Below are 21,677 nucleotides of genomic sequence, written 5' to 3'. Positions count from 1 at the left end.
AGTCATTAATAGCTATTGGCTTCTAAAAGGCATAAGATGGTCCAAGAATAATAAAGTGTAATAGTAGGGGATGATTGGAAATTACTTTAATTCACTATTTTCGCAGAATAAGGCAGAATATGTGCGTGCTAAACGTCTGCCATAGCCGTTATAGCGCGTTTTGCTATGATATCAGATAATCCAAACTAGATACAGACACTTTATTTATTCGAGAGTAGAGTATCATATGAGTATGATTCAAAAATGAAACCCTGATATAAATATTATGGTCGTCAGTGTCGTACGACGTTCGAGCGTAACACCGCTGGACCAATGTCAATTGCCGCGTCACACGCTTGACGGTCCGGAAGTCGATACAGTCGTACAATTTTGTATCATATGATCGATCCAAAATCAAGCGTCCACGGAGTTTGACTCTAGATATTCAAATGCACGGGCGAACCCTTTATTGACACGATACCATTAGCGTTGAAGAACCGGTTAGTACTTTGGGCCGCCTTTCATCAAGCCTCCGGTTGATAAAAAGGATTGTCGATACGGACCATTTTTATGCGCCCACTGTTGGTCGTCACTGCGCGGTGGTTGACCTTAAAGGCGTCCAGGGCTGCATGTATGGACATTCCTTTTACCTCGCTCGCATTTACGGAACGTTCGTGTGGATTTATTTAGCGCGTCTTTACTGGTTTTGTTCAAATCACTCATGGATGACGTCATTGTGGATAATCTAAAAGGCAAAAACAGCCATCATAAATCGAATCAACCTTTCAAAGCCTTTGTCGCGCCATACGTATGGCTTGTGAATGTGTGTGACGCGCGATGAATACCTAGCCGGTGACAAGAGGCGTTTTAGATGAGTTCTGAACTACCAAAATACTCTATTAGATTTATGGTAGGGCAACTTGCATTCCGTCAGCAAAGCTTTCTCGATAGTCGGGTAGCGATGGGAGCCATTACTAACGATCCAAAAGTTTGTCGATGCTGCGATAAAACTCGTCTTCCACGTTGTTTGGTGCTATGCGCGTTGTATGTCTGGGGTATGAATGATGCCGGGAATGATGACTCGTACGCGTGCTATCTTCTAATAAGCCTAGTTATTGCGATTTTGTTGTCGGTATGCAGGGCTATTTGAGCGCTTTGTGAGAATGGAGGTACACAATGTTTAGCTATCATGACGCAGAGTAGAGGCTATTGATCGGTGATTGATGAGCAAGGCGCCCAACGAAATTTAAGTGCCGCAACATGGGCTGGAATATATTAGCGTATGGAATTAGTACATCCGTTATGGACAGGTATTGAAGATAAGTCGATTTTTAATATTTGTGAAATATGTTTTTAATTGCGCGCCTAAGGAACATCCCAAGTTCGATGAGTATTTTGTGTTATGGTCAGCCGTTTTTTTTGCGCAAAGCAACATTAAAGAAACTTATTTGTACCCCGTTCCTACCCAGAAAAGAGCCCATTACTGCTGCTTGCAGCTGTAAAAGAACTTTGTAGAATGGGAGTGTAATTTCGCTAAGCGCTACTGGGATAAAATTTAGTCCAAGGCTTGGAATTTTGCGAAGCGAACAGCAAGACGGAAATTTGTCCAGTTAGCACGACATATAAACGAATTGACAAACGTATTCGACTTTATTTCGATTTGAAAATATGTTGAAGCGCTAGGTGGGTATTGGGCGACCGCGTTGCTTACCCTTTTTCTGTATTTGTTATGAGTATTTTAAGCTTTCTCTATGCTGAAAAGAAAGTGGGTTGTAACTTTCACTTTCAAAAAGAACAATGAGACAACCGGTCTTGCAGGACGCTTTGCATATCTGCGTTTAGTATTAGTGTTTACTTGCTGTTTTGTTAATATATCCAACGCCCCCATTATCAAAAAACAATTGTATCGCTCTACTTGCTTGCTAATCGTCTTCGGCATCGCTTTACTAAGCGAGTATTTTGATAATGCCAATATTATAGTGCCAAAAGGTCTACTGGACTTTAGAGGCTTGATATAAAAGCAGTTCATGATTGATTAATACGAGTGACTTTGGTGCTCTAGCCTTAAGGCTATGTGGACAGCAAAATTTTTAACCTACGCATCTCTAATACGTGTTAAAAAAAACGAATCTAGCTTTTTACCGCTTTAATATTTTTCAGATAATATAATTGAAAACAAAGTTACGGAAATATAAAAAACTCACGCGTATTGAACGCTCCCTCTGTTTTGTTACTTTATTCTCAGCAATAGCCAATCGGTATAGTATAGATAATCGATTGATCAATTTTAATATTAAATAATAAAAACACCTATCAAAAAGGAGGACGTTATGAAAAGCAAGATCTTTTAGGCAAAAGCCAAAATTCTTGTAGATAATGCTAAAGACCCTTGGGCTTAGATCCACAGCATGGAGGCAGGGATATATATTCCATCAAAGTCTCACTAAAATTAGCGCGCCAAGCAAAACCAACTACGACAATACGAGTACGATACGCCTTAATAAAGGCATAAAAAAATCATGATGGTCTGAACGAAGCAGCAGTCATGGACTAGGCGAAGGTTAATAATTCGATACGTTAATCAACCGGTAGAGATGATTGTGCCATTTATTACATATTCACAAAAGCCAGATTTGAAGTAAGCCATTTACTTTACGCCGACAGGTGAGCGGTAAGTTCGAGCAATGGGCGAAGCAAGAGGTGATAAAGACGTCAAGGCAATCTATTGTGTGAACGAGTCCTACGTAAATCACCAAAGTGATCTCAGCTTAGGTTCGCTATAGATAGGTGATAGTGCGGCCAATAACGAATATGCGGCTATCTTATTCCCCGGGGTTTCACGGTGCGATGTGGGTTTGCCTGAAAGATAAAACGGCGAGTGCTACGTGTGGTCACGACAATATATTTGTCTTAGTAATTTGTCATGGGCCAGCAGCTTTATTAGCCGCTATTTAGAAAGTCCTGATAGCTCAAATGCAGACGATACACTAAGCGCGACATTATTTACCAAGGGTTATAAAAATGGTGCCTTCCCCCCGATGTATGGTATAAGCAAATGCCAATTGTTTATATTGCCTAGGACTATGCCATGGTACTTTGCAGAAAAGTTAGACGATTTGGGGTCCGTATTATGCAATAAGCTAGCCTCCGTCAGACGATCAAAGACAGAAAGCTGATCACGTTGATGGGCCATAATGGATAATGACTTATTGTAAAAAGAGAGCTAATGCTTAGTTTAACGAAGCTGGGCTAGATCGTTTTCATACGATAGTAGCATAAAAACCGGACAATAACAAATTCCTATAATATTAGAAAAATTTAAAATGAGTGATATATTTTCACTTTATTTTTGTAATTCTATACAGAAAATGAAAGTAAAAGCGGCTCACTATATTCAGTGTTCAAACAGGCACTTACAATATCCTGATCCAATATATTTCTTACTACCTCTATTCTTATTTGGTGTCAGTAGTACGCAAACATACCCCATCCAATTTTATCGTCCAAATTCACCGTGGTGACCATCTTTTACTGGCAGTAACGATCTAAAAAAGCGATAGAAAACCCATACCATATGTGATTTTGAATTTCAGCAATCACCTTCTGCCCAAATTTTCGCTGTACTATTTAGCTGGCTTTTATTAGGACATTCACTTAAATCTGTAGCAAAAACTTGCATGTCATACTGATTTATTTGATTCAGCCATAATACATACATAATATCATCAGTTAAAAAACGTCAACTCTATAATTTTTACTTTTCTTAAGGCATTTTATTCTGATTAATAAAAGTAAATCGGCATTTCCATTTGAATCTTTAACACCAAATAAAAATCCTTTTAAAACCGCTTCAGTCATACATTTTAATCCCGAAAAATTTACAACATCTCCCCAACGCACTGCATCAACTCAGTTTCCCTGTATTCTAAGTCTCATACTGTCCACAAAGTAAATAACACGAAATCTATTTTCTCGAAGTCTCTAGCAGTTATTTTCGAGCCTGCTCCAATAGAGGTAAAGTCTGCTCAATCCCAATGCTAATACTGTACATCCCGGTCTGCAAATAATAAGTTGATAGCTCCTCAACTATTACCTTTTGCTCTTGAGTGCTATCTCAACAACCGCTTTTAGAATATCGTACGTGAGTTGTGCAATAACGTATAAACACCGTTTTTTGGGCAAGGCTCTCACCGCCATTCGCAAACACTCCGCATTCTGGTGTAAGTTAGATTCAGGCTAGTCAAAAAACACAGATGATCTTTATTAATTGAAGATGTTGCTCAGCATGCTTGAAAACACCAAGATTGTTCATACAACAAATGAAAAACATAAGTCATTATTGAGTGCATTCTAATTTCCTATCCTCTTCACACCATGATCCTACCAATTTCTGCTATACAAACCTTTGTAACTTGCCTTTCTATACTCATCCGCCTTTTGATTATAAAATACTGGCCGCTCTCACTTTGAAGTTCGCAAAAAATATATCCTTTGTAGGACTTGAAGATTATTAGGCACACTGTCCCCTCAAAGAACCATACAACCAATCTCCCCTCAAATTAACAAAGAATTGTTATCCGATAATACTGTAAAAAATTACCACAAACAGGTGCTCTTCAAAAAATATCACCCGCATGGACAAACATAATATTTAACTTCATTATCACTTTAACAATAAGCGCCTTCACATCGTACATAATGCAAAATCAAAACATAAACTCATAAAAAAATACACCCAATCATCTATATCCACCAATATACACTAAAAAATATACATAAACATTCAGATGAAAAACAACACCATTACAAAACCACAACAAACACACCAAAAACACCCTACTATAAACTTTAAAACACTCTCACTACCACACCCTCAACAACTCACCTCAAAATACTACACAAACCTACAACCAACACCCCAAAACAACAAAAATAAAACCACTACAAACCATCTAAACCCTAACTCCCCCTCAAAACCCTCTAAAACACTCCAAAAATACACACCCTTAAAATCCAACTACACACCCTTACAAACAATAACAAAACCAACATCCTACCAAAACCATAAAACTCATAAAACCAACTAACTACCAACCCACACTCTACACCCCACTCACCAACACTCACAACAACAACCATAACCCTACCACTACCACCAACCCCCCCCAACCTCACTAACCACTACAATCCACCCCCAACTACCTCCTAAACATACCAAACCCATCCTCACTAACCCTTCTATCACTACCACACTAAAACCACTAACCTAAAACCCATATACATACACCAACATACTAAAACCAAATTACCCTTACAACAAACTTCCTTAAACTCCAAACAACACATAACCAACAAACCAACTACCTACAACCCCACTACTCCCACACCCACCACACCACTCCCCACCCCCCACTCCACAAACTACCTATAAACACCTTCTTCCACACCACTCCACCCACATTTATAACACCATACCACACTCCCCTTTCCTCCTACACCACTTCTCACCTTATAAAAAAAAACCTACACACCCACTCTTATACCACCTTCCCCAAACCCCCCCCCCCCACATCCAATTAACATCCACACTCTTCACCACTCCCAAAAAACTACTTTACCATCATAAATCAATATATCACCCCCTTCAACCACTACACTTCTAATCAATCAATTACACTTACCTATTCTATCCATATCCCCCCCCTATAATTTACCCAACCACATCAACATTTATCTAAACACACACTACACTTTCTCACCACTACCTCAATTTCTCCCAAACTCACCTACCCTCCCTCCATTACAATAATCACCTCCATCTTCTAATCCACCCACCACAACTTTCCTTTCACCCACTTCAACATCACCACCTTAACAACACTTAATTCCAACTACCTTCAAACACCATTACTCTAACCTATTCAATTACTTCTCTCCCTCCCCTTCCCACCTTAAAAACCTTATTCTAAACACCTACCCCCCCACATCACAAACCCCCACCTACACTAACATCTATCACATACATATCCACTCTTCCCCCATATCAACTCCCTCCATAACTCACACAACTTTAACTCTTACTACTTCACTCAAATAAACTCAATCTAATAATACTCTCCTCCCCCCCCTAACCCACCCACTCCCCCCTCCAACATTCTCCAATTACCCTTCACAAAAATTACCCAACCACACCATCTCAATCCTCCTATCCCCCCTACTCACCCTTCTTCACCATATTCAACTCCACCAACTCCATATCATCAATCTTATACAACTAACTCATACACAACACCAATCCTCAACTCACCTACATCCCCCCCTACAACCCTCACAAATTTTCAACCTCTACTCATAATCATTATCACTCAAAAATCTCATCCCCTATACCCACCAATTCTCAACCTATTTATTTACCCAAATCTCCCAAATCTCCAACACCTTTACTATTTTATCATCTTTTTACTTTCTAACAAATCTATCCCTATTCTACAAACACTCCCATCCCTTACTTTACACCTCTACCACCCCCCTCTACCCACCACTTCTCTAAATTTAAATATAAAACTTTACAAATTTAAAATTCTATCAATCCTACCCACAAACACATCCCATTCTCTTATTCACCCTTATCACTATAACATAACACTCCACAACCTCCTACTCTTCTTTACACACCTAACCTACAATACTCTTACCCCTACCCTTCTCACATCACCATTCATCCTCCATCTACTTACACCAAAATTCAACCTAATCCACATTCACTCAACCCACCCCAAACAACTAAAATACTCACACACAAATAATCCCCCCTAAAAAAACTCCTACATAAAACCACCATCAAACTACCACTACACACCTACTAACTACCCACCCACACAAACATCACAACTTTAACCCACATTCAACACAACACAACCCACCCCCCAACACCCCTACTCTCCAACAACCTACAATCATTATCACACTCCCATACCTCATACCCTTAAACCACTCAATTCTAATTATCTTATTCTATCATCCTCAAACACCTACCCTTAAATTTTACAACTTACCCCTATTAATACATAATCCTCCAATCACCCATTCTAACACTCCAACTACTCAACTAAATAACTAAATAAAACATACCCCTTCAAAAACAACCTCTCATCACCCACTACAACCTCCCCTACCATATCTCCAACCACCCACCAAACCCCCCCCCACCACATCAACATACCCCCACCAACCTCCACAACCCTAATACCCTAAATAACCCACCACTTAACAACTAACCAATCTACACCTTTTAACCCCACTAACACCCCTTCACTCAACCTCACATCCCTCACCTAAACCCTACAACCTAATCTATCATCCTCTATCCCTACACATTAATCCATCCCACACAAAAACACAACCTAACACTTTTATAAATCCCCAATTCTCCCCCAACCATCCCCCCCCACATTCCCTTAACCAAACCTAAACCCCCCCCCTCACACTAACTACATATCCATCACCCCTCATCCCATTCCCACTCATCCCCACACAAACACTCCCACCACACATCCCCTTCCCAAACTCCCCTTAATCCTTTATAAAACTCATCTATAATTCTACAATTCTCTCCAACTCTATAAAATTCCTCACCACCCCACACACCCTCAACCCTCTATTAAATCCTACCACCTATCATTCCAACAAACCTAACATCACCCTCCTCCCAATCTATTTACAAACACTCATTCAACAACCTTACACCCATCTCCCCCTACTATTCCCATCTCCAACCCCCCAACTACCCCTTATTCTTCCTCTCTCCCCTCAACAATTCTAATCATTCATCCCATCACCAAACAAATACTATTCCCCCCCCCTCATACACTACTCCCATCAAACCACTCCCCTTAATCAATTACACCCTCATAAAACATATCCTCACCCTTACACATCATCACCCTCTCTATATAACACACACCAAAACACACACCACTAATAATAATAATCTCTCTCACCCCCCTCCCTATCAACTATCCACTCCAAAACACTTCCCACCACCCATACAACCACCCTACCCCAATACACAACCACTTATCCTCCAAATCCACTATTTAATATCCAATCCCTCACCCTTATCACTTCAATCCATTCCACCCATCCCCTATCCACAATTACTTCTTATCCCCAAAACACCATTCAATACTCAAACCAATCCCACCATCATATCATCATCTAAACCACATCTATCCCACCTCACCCTCCCCCACCTTACATCTACAAATCACCTACCTACCCACCATCCACTCAACAACCATCCTCCCCTCTATTACCTAACACTCATTACAACTTCAATCCCCCCCCCACTTTACCTACTCTCCTTCCCTCCCCCCTCCATCTCACCCTCCCTCCAACCCCTAAATACACCTCAAACCAAATACCACTCACAACCTAACACTACCACACTTAAACTACAATACCTATAACACAAATCTCCACTATCTCTTCCACTCTCCCTCACACAAAAAATATATCTCCAACCCTCAACCTAACTCACAAAAAAAATCCCAACCAAATACTCCCATAACCCCTCCACTACACCTCCACACCCCCACTACAACACCACCCCACAACTCAAACCTCACAACCACCCACCCCACTACTCCTCAAAACCCCACAAACCACACCTAACCAACACAAAAACACCCATCAAATCCCCCCCCACCACCAACCCACCACCCACTAACAAACCCCCCATCCCCTTATACCCTAACAACCCACACCCACCAACCCCACCCACCACACAACCCACACCCCACCACCCCCACCAACACCACCCCCCAACACCACCCACCACCCCACCACCCCCCCACCACCCACCCCACCCCCACCCCACCCCACCACCCCCCGCAACACCCACACCCCACCAACCCACCCAAACACCCACCACCCCCCCCAACACACCCCACACCCCCCCACCAACCACCCACACACCCCAACCCACCCACCCAACACCACCCCCAACCAACAACCACCAACACACACAACACACAACCAACACCACACCCCACCACCCACACAACAACACCACACACACCACACCCAAACCACCCACCAACACCACCCCAACCACCCCCACACCACCCCACCCAACCCCCCACAACACACCCAACCCCACACCCAAACATCAACCCACCCCCCACACCCCCCCAACACACCACCAACAACCAACAAACACACTACCACAATCCTCTCTTAAACTATCCCCACTTTTACACACACATCCATTCCATTTTTCAATTATCTCTTTAACACTCTTACCCTTCCCCACACTCCAAACTACTCTCCTAATTCACACCTCACTACTTTCATTCTCTCACCTCACCCCCCCCCCCCACCCACCCCCCTCCCCCCTCCCATAACATCAAACTCTTTCTAAAAAAACAACCTCAACACCCTACCAATCAACAACCACTCAATCACCACCACCCCCCAACCTCCCCCACCAACCCACCCCACCAACACCCCCCCCAACATCCAACCCCCACCAAACACTCCCAATATTACAATCTCATCTCCCCCTCTCACCTCCTACCCCATACTTACTACACAATCCCCTCAATCTTCCCTATATCCATCTCATAAAAATCTCCAACACTCTCAATTCCATCACCATCACCTTTCTCCTTCCACCCCACCCACCTATTCCAACAAACCACCCTTTATCATCTAAACATCTTCAAATTACTCAACAACCCATACAACATCAATTCCAATCTTCTCCCCACACCAAATCCCCCCATCCTCATAAAAAACACAAACAAACCAATAAATTATTATAAACCTCATCCCTCCCTCTCCAACACTCCCCCAACAACCACCCCTACCTCATCCACACAATTACACTCCTCATATCATACTCCTTACTCCAAAATCCCTTAACAATCCCCACACTCATCTTACCTCCATCCTTCTCTTCTTCAAAAAACCCACACTCTATTCAAAATCTTCTAACTCTCCAATCCCTCTCAACCCTCCTTCTACAATTCTCTCAAATCATAATCTATCCCCCCCCTCTTTACCTATATCCTCATCTTCCCATTTCTTAACTCATCTCAATCCTCTCACATCTCACCCTATCAACACTCACCATCACATTACATCCCAACCTCCACAACAAACAACCTCCTCTCAATCCATTTCACCCCACCAACAAATCAAATCAACACACCTCAATTAATCCTTCCATCTACTTTACAACACTACTCTCACTCTCTTATCATCCTCTTACTACCATCCATCCTACTATCCAAACTCTCCCCCTAAAATTATCCTCTCAATCTCTCCATTACTCTCATCCCTCCACCTCCCACAATCATCCTATCAACCTCCAAAAACACTCCTCCTCACCTCCCTCTAACCCACAACCCCTTCCAATTTCTCAACACTCACTATCAACCAACCTCCCTCTTTATCTCACAAAAATATTAATATTAAACCTTCAAATCTCAACTCCCACATCTAATACATCTCAAACCCCTCCCCCTTCCCTCAACACTATCTCTATCTACCAACAACCATTATACTCACAACTCTCAACACCTCCCTCTCCATCTATACAACTACATCTACAATCTCTCATCCTCCCTAATCCACCCTTACAATCTTATCAATTATCTTATTAACTATCTAACACAACATTATCTACTTAACACATCAAAACCACAACTACCTTACTCCACTTACCCTCACCACCCAACACCCCAACTCACCCACCACCTCAAACCCCCCAAACTTCCCTCACCTCATCCAACATCCACCCCAATCCCCAACTTCTACAATCCCTTATCACAACCACACCTCCAAACCCACAACAATCTTATCTCCATTACCCTTTCCTCTCAATATCCACCTAAAAATACAACCCACATCCATACCCACACAACTCATAAAAAAAACCATCTAATCCCAACAACCCAAACTCCCAACCACACCACAAACACTCCAACACTCAAAACACTTCAACTCTTTAAACCATACCTACCTCATCATACCACCTCCCACATCCCTCCCATACTCTTCCAACATCCATCCAACCTCTACCCCCACCCACTAAATCACACTACTCAACCTCCCAAATCTCTACCCCCCCAAACACCCCCACAAACCCTCATCAAAAACATCCTAATACCCACCAACTCCTCTACTTACCCTCCCCCCCACCACCACTCAAATCACCAAACCACATCCCACACCACACTCCAAACAACCACCACAATCACATAACACAACTCACACTCCTCTCCACCCCCACCAAACACCCCCAACACTCCTCACCACAATCCCCATCTAATCCCCTACCAAACCCTACACCTCCCACCTACATAACTATCCCCTTCAACCCCCTCCTACAAAACCACACCCCCACACCAACCTCAACCACAAACCCCCTCACCACATATCTTCAACAAAACCTCCTCCCCTATAACCACCACCACCCTACCACTATAACACAAAAATCCACACATAAACAATTCCCAACAACCTCAACACTCACCCCCTCCCATAACCCCCACATAAAACCAAACCAACTACCCCTCCTCAATCCCTTATAACACCCCACCACTCACCACCCTCCACAACAAATACCCAACCCTCATTCTCTCCCATCCAACACCACCCCATATATCATCTACTCCCTCCCTAACCCTTACCTAAACCCTCTCCCCACTATCCAACCCAAATCTCACTACCCTTACCCTCCAACCCCCCTCCACTAAACAAAATTACATCCCCACAATTACAAAAACCCTCCTATACCATCCCCTCACAACCACCCTTACCAAATATAAACAATCCTCTCATCCAACCAACCCCATCCATTCTTCACAAAACTCACCATACAACTACTCTCAATCCCCCCCCTTATAAACTAACAATACCCCCACCTACTCTCACATCACCCCTCTAAATCTCAACTCCACCCTCTCCCCTTACCTATCATCTCACACCCAACAACAAAACTCCTCATTACCAACAACTCCCATTCATCATCCTCAACACCACAATCTCTTCACTCCCCCCCATCACTCTCAACCTCTCCCACCATCAACTCTTAACAAACCATATCTATCCTACACTCCAACTCCCCAAACCCCTATCATCTCACTCTCATTATCCATAATATCCAAAACCTTCACACCCCAATCATCTCTCCTCTTAAACCTTCCAACAAATTAAAACCCTCCTTACCTCATCTCCCTCCTCAACAAAAACCACTCACCCCACTCACCACCCTACCCCCCAACACTCTAATCTTCAAACCATCTTCACAACTCTCCATACAACAATATCCACCCACCACACCTCCTCCCTATCCTAAAATCCCCTCACAACCTATCCTACCCCCCCCTCCTCCCCCACTACCTCTACTCCAAATTTCCTCTAATCAATATCCAACCCCCCCCCCATTCATTTAACACACTCACAAAACTCCTAACCATCCTACCCTCATTACCCCCCTTATCAATTCCACACCCATAACCAATACAACCCTACTCACATCCCCCCCTCTCACTCTTACAACCTCCCACCCAATCACTTACATCAATTACTCTATCATAAATACCCCATCCCACAATCTCCTCAAAACAATACCTCAACACATACACTCCCCCCCCCCCTATCCCACACACCTACCAACACCCCCACCCCCCCCTTCACAAACCACTACCTAAAAAACATCACAACCAACATCCCCCTCACACTCCTCACAAACCCCCCTCCAACTCCACCAAAACCCCCCTACCAACTCTCACCATTCCCACCATCTCACCTCAAAATACAATCATTAATCATCTTCCCTAACAATACCACTATCCTCCCCCACAACACCAAACATCCCTACCCCATTCACTTACATTCCCACCCCCCAAAAATTCCAAATCACACCACATTAATTTCCTTCCCCCCAAAACACCCCAATCCCACCCTACTCTAACTATAACACTACATCCAAATCTCACACCTTCCAAACACCCAACTCTTACCACCCTATCATTCCCATCCCCCACTCACCTCCCCACCCACAAATACTATCCCCCTTACTCCCAACTCTCTTAATAACACAACCTTCCCCCCTCCACTCCCTATCCCTTTCCACCCTCACTTCAACAACTAACAATCCTACCCACACCTCCCCAACAATCTCCCCCTCATCTCACCAAAAATTAACAAACTCAACTCACATACCACACAACTCAATCAATCTAAAACACACCACATTCACTCCCAATCACTCCCAAACCTTACCATACTTCTATCACCCATCCAACCCCTCATAAAAAATCCCATACCACCATTCCCCACACACACTTCATCAACCTTACACTCCAAACAACCCAACACCACTACATACATCATACTTACCCTCCCAACATCAAAAAAACAATCAAACACCTTCTACACTACACTTACAATACTACTAATTAAAATCAATTCTCTTCACAAAAACTATCTTCAAATCTTTCCACACTCACCCATCCACCCAACAATATTCACACCTCCCCCTTATACAAACTCCAACAACCCTACAAAAATTCAAATACACCCTCAAATCATAACCACCTAACAAAAATCACTTAAAAAACAACAAACACTAACACCCACTCACCACTCAACCAACCACTCACACACTCAAATTACAATAATCTCCACCCTACCCCCCCCTCTTTCTCCTAACCCACTCTTCTCTAAAAACACAAATACCTAAATTACTATCTCCACCCACAATCCCCCACAACCCTTTAACCCTCCTCACTCAACTAAAAAAACCCTCAACAACTCTTCATCTTACTTAATCCCCCAATATACCCCCACTACCCTCTACTCTCCCCCCTTACTCTTCCCTACAACCACTCACCATCATCATTCAAAACACACTCTCCCACACCCTCCAACTCCCAAAATTCCACACCACATTCTCAACACCCCACCATCCATACCTCCCCCCTCATCCTCATCTCAACTCCCCCTCCTTTAATCTTTCACCCAATAAAAAATCACCATTTTCTACTTCACCCACCCCCCTCCTACCCACCCCCCCCTACTCACATCCCCTTCTAAATTCCTCCCTTAATAACCCATCATAACAAAATCCTTAATCTCCAACCCATTAAAAACTCACTTTCTAACCCCCACTACACCCCCCACCACCCCTTTACCTCCCCTAAACTCCCAACACTCAACCAACACTACCCACTCCCACCCTCACCTAAATACCCCACTAAACACTATATAATACATTACCCCCCAAAACAATAATCATATCCTCAATCCACCCTCTTCATACCCCCCAAACACCTACTCTCAACTATCAACCAACCAAACCCCTAACCAAACCTATCCCTCTTCCCCTACATTACAAAACATTCATTCCATTTACTCCCACCTAACACAAACCATCATCATCCTCCCCTTATCCACACCCCCACTCCTCTCAATTTCTATCACCCTACTTCCTCCCCACCACCCACATCCCCCCACCCCCATCCTAACACAACCCACCCATACCACCTTCATACCCCACCACACTACACTACAACCTCCATATCTTCCAAACCATAATTCCATCACCCACCCACTACTTCACCCCCTCCACACCTCATCTACACTCACTCACCCCATATACCCCCCAACACTCTCTTCACCCACTTCATCACCTCCCCCCACTCACCATTAACAACCCTCACTCCTTTACTCTACCACCCAACCTTCACATCACCACACCCCCATTCACTCCCCCCCCCCTTTCCTCCTCAAAACACTTCTCCTCTCCCAAAATTCATAACTACCATTCACCATCACTCACTCTCACCCTAAATATCTTCCATCCCTAATCCCACCAACACACCACTCTCCAAAATTACTAATCCACACAACCCTAAAATCTACCTTCCTTACAACCTCTCCTACACAACCCTCCACTACTTTCTCTCTCCCTTAATCCTTAATCAATCAAATCATATTATAAAAATCAAAACTCAACACCCCATACTACCACCCATCTATCAATCCCCACCTACCCCTCCACTACCACCACACCACTCCCTACCTCCCATCTCTTTTACCCTTCCATACCCACATCTCATTCTTATCACCTACCCCCCCTCTCTCTATCTTCACACCTATTCTCACCCCATATACCTCTCCATCAAAAAACACCTCTTTAAACATTCCCTCATACCCCATACCACCTTACAAACCTCACATTATCATACCCACCCTTATACTCCTATCAAATCACAACCTACCCCTTCTATACTCAATCAAATCACTCACACATCACCCCCCATTACTCATACATTCATATCCAATCCCCTTATCCCACACTTAATCCTATCCCCTATCAATTTAACCTCCTTATAACCTCATCCTATTCCTTACTCCCATTCTCCCACACCAAACTCACTTTAACCCAAAATCCACTACCACACTACACACACCCACCCTTTATACATACACCTCTTTAAAATTCAACATCACCCACTCCCCCTCCTTCACACCCTTCACATCCTTCCTTACCCTCTCCCAAACCTCAACAAATCACCCCAATATCTCAACTACAAACCCACCCCCAACCAATCCCCAAACACAACCAATTCCCACCAACAATCAAACTCCTCCACTACATACACAATAGCCACTTATATACCACACACCCCCCCCACATAATCAACAAGAATCACGTCTAACGCCTCTCTATACTTCGACACCACTCCCATCAAAACCTTCCACCCAACTTACCCCTAAAACACCCTAAACACTACCTTTTAATCAATTCCCACACACCACCCACAAAACTCCTCAACCTTTCCAATATTATCAACCCTACATCCACTCCTAACACTCTTAAAATCCATACACCTACCACCCCCACATCACCCTCCCCAACAAACAATCTCTACTCACATCTACATCAACCAACCCATCCACACCAACCAAACACATTACTACCTAATACCTCCCATACTCTTACCCCTATCATCCCCCTACCCAACTCTACCCCACTCATTCTTACCCTCCTATCACCTTTAACCAAAAATTCACACATCACTCACCCACCTTACCTTATAAATCAACTCACACCCATCCTTTCTCCCAAACAATCCCACCCCACTATCCTCACCTTAAACCAAATTTCCTAAACCACCTCCCCTTATCAACCCCCTTCCAACTACTAACTTCCAAAAACATTCAATCATCTATACCACCTCTCTTATTAATCAACACTTCTACTTTATCACCAATTCCAACAACACCCTCACTCATACTTACCAAACCTCATATTCAAACAACTCTCTAAAAAACCTTAAAATACCACCACATTCATCCTTACCAAATTCACCAATCCCCCCCCCCCCCTCACCCCACCCCATCCACAACCCCAAATCATCTCCACCTACAATAATATCCACATCATCCTCCTCTATCCACCAATTAATCCCCCTCTTTAAAACTCATCTACTCCACCCCCCAATAACAACTCAACATACATTCCCAATCCAACTACTCCCCTCAAACACTACTACTTACTCTCTTACTCCAACCACCCTCACCCCCCCTAATACCTATCATCTCACCCCATACAACCCTTATAATTATCCACATCTCTCAATACATATTTACATCCATCATCTTCCAATCATCTATACCCTCTCATACAAAACCACCTCCTAACATTCTCAAATATATTACATCCTTCTCACAAATCTCTCAATATCTCATTATTACCCCCCATAAACTACACAACTCTTCTCTACTCTTCAAAATCACCTCCTATTAATCATCTCCTTTCCCCCCAACCCTATCTCCCATTTATTCCACACAACTCTCACATTCAAACTACCCACTAACATTCCTTACAATCCTCACCTTTCCAAAAACAAAATATCACTAACAACAATCTCTCACCTTCACCACCCCTACTATACAAATATCAACATTACCTCCTAAAATTCCTCCACCAACCTCACCCAACAATCACCCTAACCCACCTCCCCTCTCCACCATCATTAATCCTATAACCCTCCAAATACTCCATTTCCTATACCACCTCACCTCCTCACATTTCACCCAAAATACCTCAATTCTATCCTCCTTCCTCCCTCCCTCCTTCCACAAATACCCTACTCCTCCCACACACCCTACAATCCCCCTACACTCCAAACAAACTCAAATCACACCATATCCTCTAACTTTACCTATTTCTCCCTCCTAATAACCAAAACAACAAATAACATCTCACAAAAACTCACACCACATCTTCCCCCCCTATTCCAACACCCCAACCCCATCCCACCAATCTCCCCTTACAATCCCTTCCTCAAATCCACAACTAATTATAACTATAAACCAATCAAATAAACAAACACCACCTCCCCAACACCCCCCCCCTTACACTCACCCCCAATCAAATCACCACTACACTTCCACTCAAACACTTCTCTACAAAATCACCACTCCACAACACTATCCCCCCTTAACCATTCAAACTCTTTCAATCACACCCCTCCTCCAACATCAATCAACCACCTATATACCAAATTATCACACCTAAACTCACATATTCCCTCCCCAAAAACCCACCCCCACAACCACCTATAACCCCCCCCTCCACACTAACAAACCCCTCAAACCACAAAAACCTCACAAACAACATCCCAACCCCTCAACCTCCCACACCCCCAACCAACAAACCCTCACCCACTAAAATAACCAAACAACACTCCCACTCCCCCACTCACACTCACAACTCAACCACTCAATCACACAAACACCACACCCACCACCCCCCCACACCCCCTTCTCCTAACATCCCATCCCTCACAAAACTCCCCTCCCCCCCACATACTCACCTTCACCCTCCCAATTTAACTCTCCCCCTCCTATTCTTCCTTTCACAACAACACCCTACCACCCACCCCACTCTCTCCCCTCCCCCCCCCACTCCCACCCTCTACTCACCTCCAACACCTTCCCACCCCCCCACCATCATTAATACCCTTCTCCTACCCATCCACATTCTCATTCACCACCCAACTCACCCCACACCTTACTCTCATCATCTACCAACAACCCAAACCCCCCTCCTTCAAATCCTACTCATACAACCTCTCCTTATCTCTTACCCTTACTCTCCCATTTCCTCATCCCTCTTCATCACCTCCTACCCATCCCACACTATCTACCTCTACCACCTACCCACCCCCCCCTACACTCCTTAAATATACCATCACATTCATACTATCTCCCCACCTCCACATCTTCACACAAACAACCTTATTACCCTTATCTCATCATATAAATCATCCTCACCCCCACTTCTCCAATCACCTATTTTAACCTCCCCCTCAAACAAATAAACTCTCAAATACCATTTCCTCCTCCAAACAACTCCTCACCAAACTCCCTACATCACTACCCCATCCTCTCACCCCACCTCCTTCAAACAAACCATTTAACACCCCATTAATCCAACCCCCCTACATTCACCTCCCATCCCCCCCAATTAACAAATCCTTCCCACATCATTACCAAATCCCTCCTAACTCCTCAAATTTCTACCCTCAACTCCACCTAATCACTTACTCTCCCACCCTCCTCCCTATCAACCTTATCATTTCCCAACTCTTACCATCAAATACCCCATCTATCACCTTCAAATAATCCTCTATTTACTCACTAAAACACCTTACACTCACCCCCCCTTCACAACCCACTACCTAAAAAATCAAAAACACCATCTCATCACACTAAACCCAAAAAAAATAAAACACCTCACCACATCCCTACCCCTCTTCACCACAATACCTATAACCCCCCTTCCCAACCCCACCACACACCCAAACAAACAACCACAACACACAAAATTTACCTACTATCCAAACCTCCCAACCCCAAATCACTACCCCTACCTATTATCCCAAAACCTTCCCTACCCTAAACCCCACTCTCACTCCCCCCACCAAATAAAAATCCAACCTCCCACCCAATCCCCAAACCTCATACCACAAAATATTCAAAAAAATTCCAATCCAACCACACATATCCCCCCAATCCCATACAAATCACTACAATCAACCTCCCACCACCCTACACACCACACACCTAACCACCCTACCCCAACACCAAATACAAACAACTACAAAACCACTCAACCCCCTACCATTCAATTACAATCCAACAAACCCCCCCTCACCAACAACCCCTATCAACACCAAAACACTCTACCCCTACCACCCCCCACTCACATCATCACCATACCCATAAACCCATTAACACCTATACAATACCACCCAACCCACCCCCACTCCACAACTTAACATACTAACACTCTAAAAAAATCTCATACCCACTTTTCCCTACAACACACCAATCACCAACATACCCCACTTAATCCCCACACCTAATCACTCACACCAACCAAAATCAAATTATCACCACACCCCCTCAAAACTCACACTACATATCTAATATCCCACCTACCCCCTAAAAATCCCCCAACCCACTCCAACCACCCCACTCATCCCAACTTTATACCTAACTCAACTTACTACCCCACCCCCCACATCTAAACAACCATCAATAACCATCAACTCCCAATCCCCCACCCTCAATTACCACCCATCCCACTTCAAAATCTCATAAATCCACCACACAACACCCTTAACCACCACAAAAAACCCCAAACCCAAAACCAATAAACACTCCTACCCCCTCCAAATAACACCCAACAACATCCACTCCCAACCTCTAACCAAAATAACTCTTCCTATAAACTACCCCATACCCCATAATAACCACCAACACCATCCCCACACAAACCCAACCAAATACCACCACAAAACACAACCCACCCATCCACCACCCACCCCAAACCACACTAAAACACACAACCACAAAACCCCACACAACCCACCAAACCTCAACACACCAACCCACAACAACCCCCAAAACAACACCCAACCCCCACACACCAACAACCACCAAACCACCCCCACCAAAACACCACCACAACCAACCCACCCACAAACACACCCACCAACACCCCCCACCACAAAACACAAACACACCACCCCCACACCACCACCAACACCCACACAACCCACCCCCAACACACCAAACACCACCACCCAAAACACCACACAACCCCCCACCCCCCACCAAACCCCAACACCCACAACAACAACCACACCCCACACAAACCAACACACACCCCACACCCAAACCACCAACCACAACACCCAAACAAACCACCCCACCCAACCACACCCACCCAACCCCCACCCAAACCCCCCCCACCCCCACAACCACCCCCACACCACCCAACAAACCCCACCCACCATAACCCACAACCCCCCCCAACCCACAACCAACACCAAACCACCCCCAACACACCCCAAACACCAAACACAACCCACAACACCCACCTACCCACATACACCACCACCACACCCCAAACCAAACCAACCACCAACACCCACCAAATCACCCAACAAACACTCACACATACAACCCAAACACCAATAACAACAAACCCAACTAAACACCCACAACATCAACCCACTCCCACCACACCCCCACCCCCCACCAAACTACCTATAAAACACTTCTTCCAACCACCCACACCACCATTATAAACACCACCACTACCCCCCTTCCTCCTACCACCACTTCACCTTATCCAAAAAAAAACCATAACACCCCCCATCTTATCACAACTTCCACCAACCCCCCCCCCCACCCACACTTAACATCCACACCTATCACCATCCCAAAAAACTACTTTACCATCATACAACTAATCATCATCACCCCCTTCAACCACCCTACCACTCTCTAATAATCAATACCCTACCACTTACCTATTTACTCCCACTATCCCCCCCTATAATTCCCCACCCAACCACATCAACATTTCATCCTAACACACCACTACACTAACCTCACACTACTCAATTTCTCCCACACTCACCTCACCCTCCCTCCATTACAATATCACCCTAACTCATCTCTACATCCACCCACACAATTTCCTTTCCCCACTTCACAACTCACCACTCCTTACACACCACTCTAATTCCACACTACCTCCTCCAAACCCACCACTTACTCCTAACCCTATTCAATTACTTCTCTCCCTCCCCATTCCCACCTTAAAAACCTTCATTCCTAACAACCTCACCCCACCCCATCACAAACCCCCCACCTAACTAACCATCTATCCCACCACCTCACATATTCCCCCACCTCTTCCCCCTCATCAAACTCCCATCCATCACACTCCCACACACTTCTAACTCTTACTACTTCACTCAAATACACACTCAACTCAATAACTACCTCTCCCTCCCCCCCACCCCTACCCACCCACTCCCCCTCAACATTCATCCAATACCCAATCACAAAAATTACCCCAACCCCACCATCCCTCAATCCTCCTATCCCCCCCCCTCACCCTTCTTACAACCATTAACTCAACTCACCAATCCATACATCACTTATACAACTCCAATCATACACACCACATCCTACTAATCCCTCCCTAACTACCCCCCTACCAACCCCTCACACAATTCTTCAACCTTCACTCCATAATTCTTAATCATCAAAAACTCTCATCCCATATACCCACCAATCTCAACCTATTATTTACC

Annotated in this window: 3 protein-coding genes; 1 reads left to right on the top strand and 2 read right to left on the bottom strand. The window is 44.2% G+C overall.

Features of this window, described 5'->3' with window-relative positions:
• Positions 1–1,730: 1,730 nt before the first annotated feature.
• Positions 1,731–1,997 carry a hypothetical protein gene (locus tag M0N77_RS13140; RefSeq protein WP_353105689.1) on the top strand — a complete coding sequence of 89 codons (267 nt, stop codon included), beginning with the start codon at positions 1,731–1,733 and terminating at the stop codon, positions 1,995–1,997.
• Between the two features lie 1,711 nt (positions 1,998–3,708).
• Here the strand turns inward: M0N77_RS13140 and M0N77_RS13135 are convergent.
• Both M0N77_RS13135 and M0N77_RS13130 read right to left on the bottom strand, forming a co-directional pair.
• Entirely contained in the window at positions 3,709–3,837 is a 129-nt protein-coding gene (locus M0N77_RS13135; protein WP_353105688.1) for a hypothetical protein, read from the bottom strand.
• Positions 3,838–16,292: 12,455 nt separating this feature from the next.
• Entirely contained in the window at positions 16,293–16,436 is a 144-nt protein-coding gene (locus tag M0N77_RS13130) for a hypothetical protein (protein WP_353105687.1), read from the bottom strand.
• Between the last annotated feature and the right edge of the window lie 5,241 nt (positions 16,437–21,677).

Origin of the sequence: Psychrobacter sp. AH5 (assembly GCF_040371085.1) — a bacterium.
Classification (GTDB): Bacteria; Pseudomonadota; Gammaproteobacteria; order Pseudomonadales; family Moraxellaceae; genus Psychrobacter.
The sequence above is the reverse complement of the archived record's forward strand: the minus strand, read 5'-3'. Positions and strand labels throughout refer to the sequence as shown.

Coding starts and splice junctions, on each gene's coding strand:
- M0N77_RS13140 (WP_353105689.1), top strand. CDS start 1,731: ATGCTGAAAAGAAAGTGGGTTGTAACTTTCACTTTCAAAAAGAACAAT.
- M0N77_RS13135 (WP_353105688.1), bottom strand. CDS start 3,837: ATGACTGAAGCGGTTTTAAAAGGATTTTTATTTGGTGTTAAAGATTCA.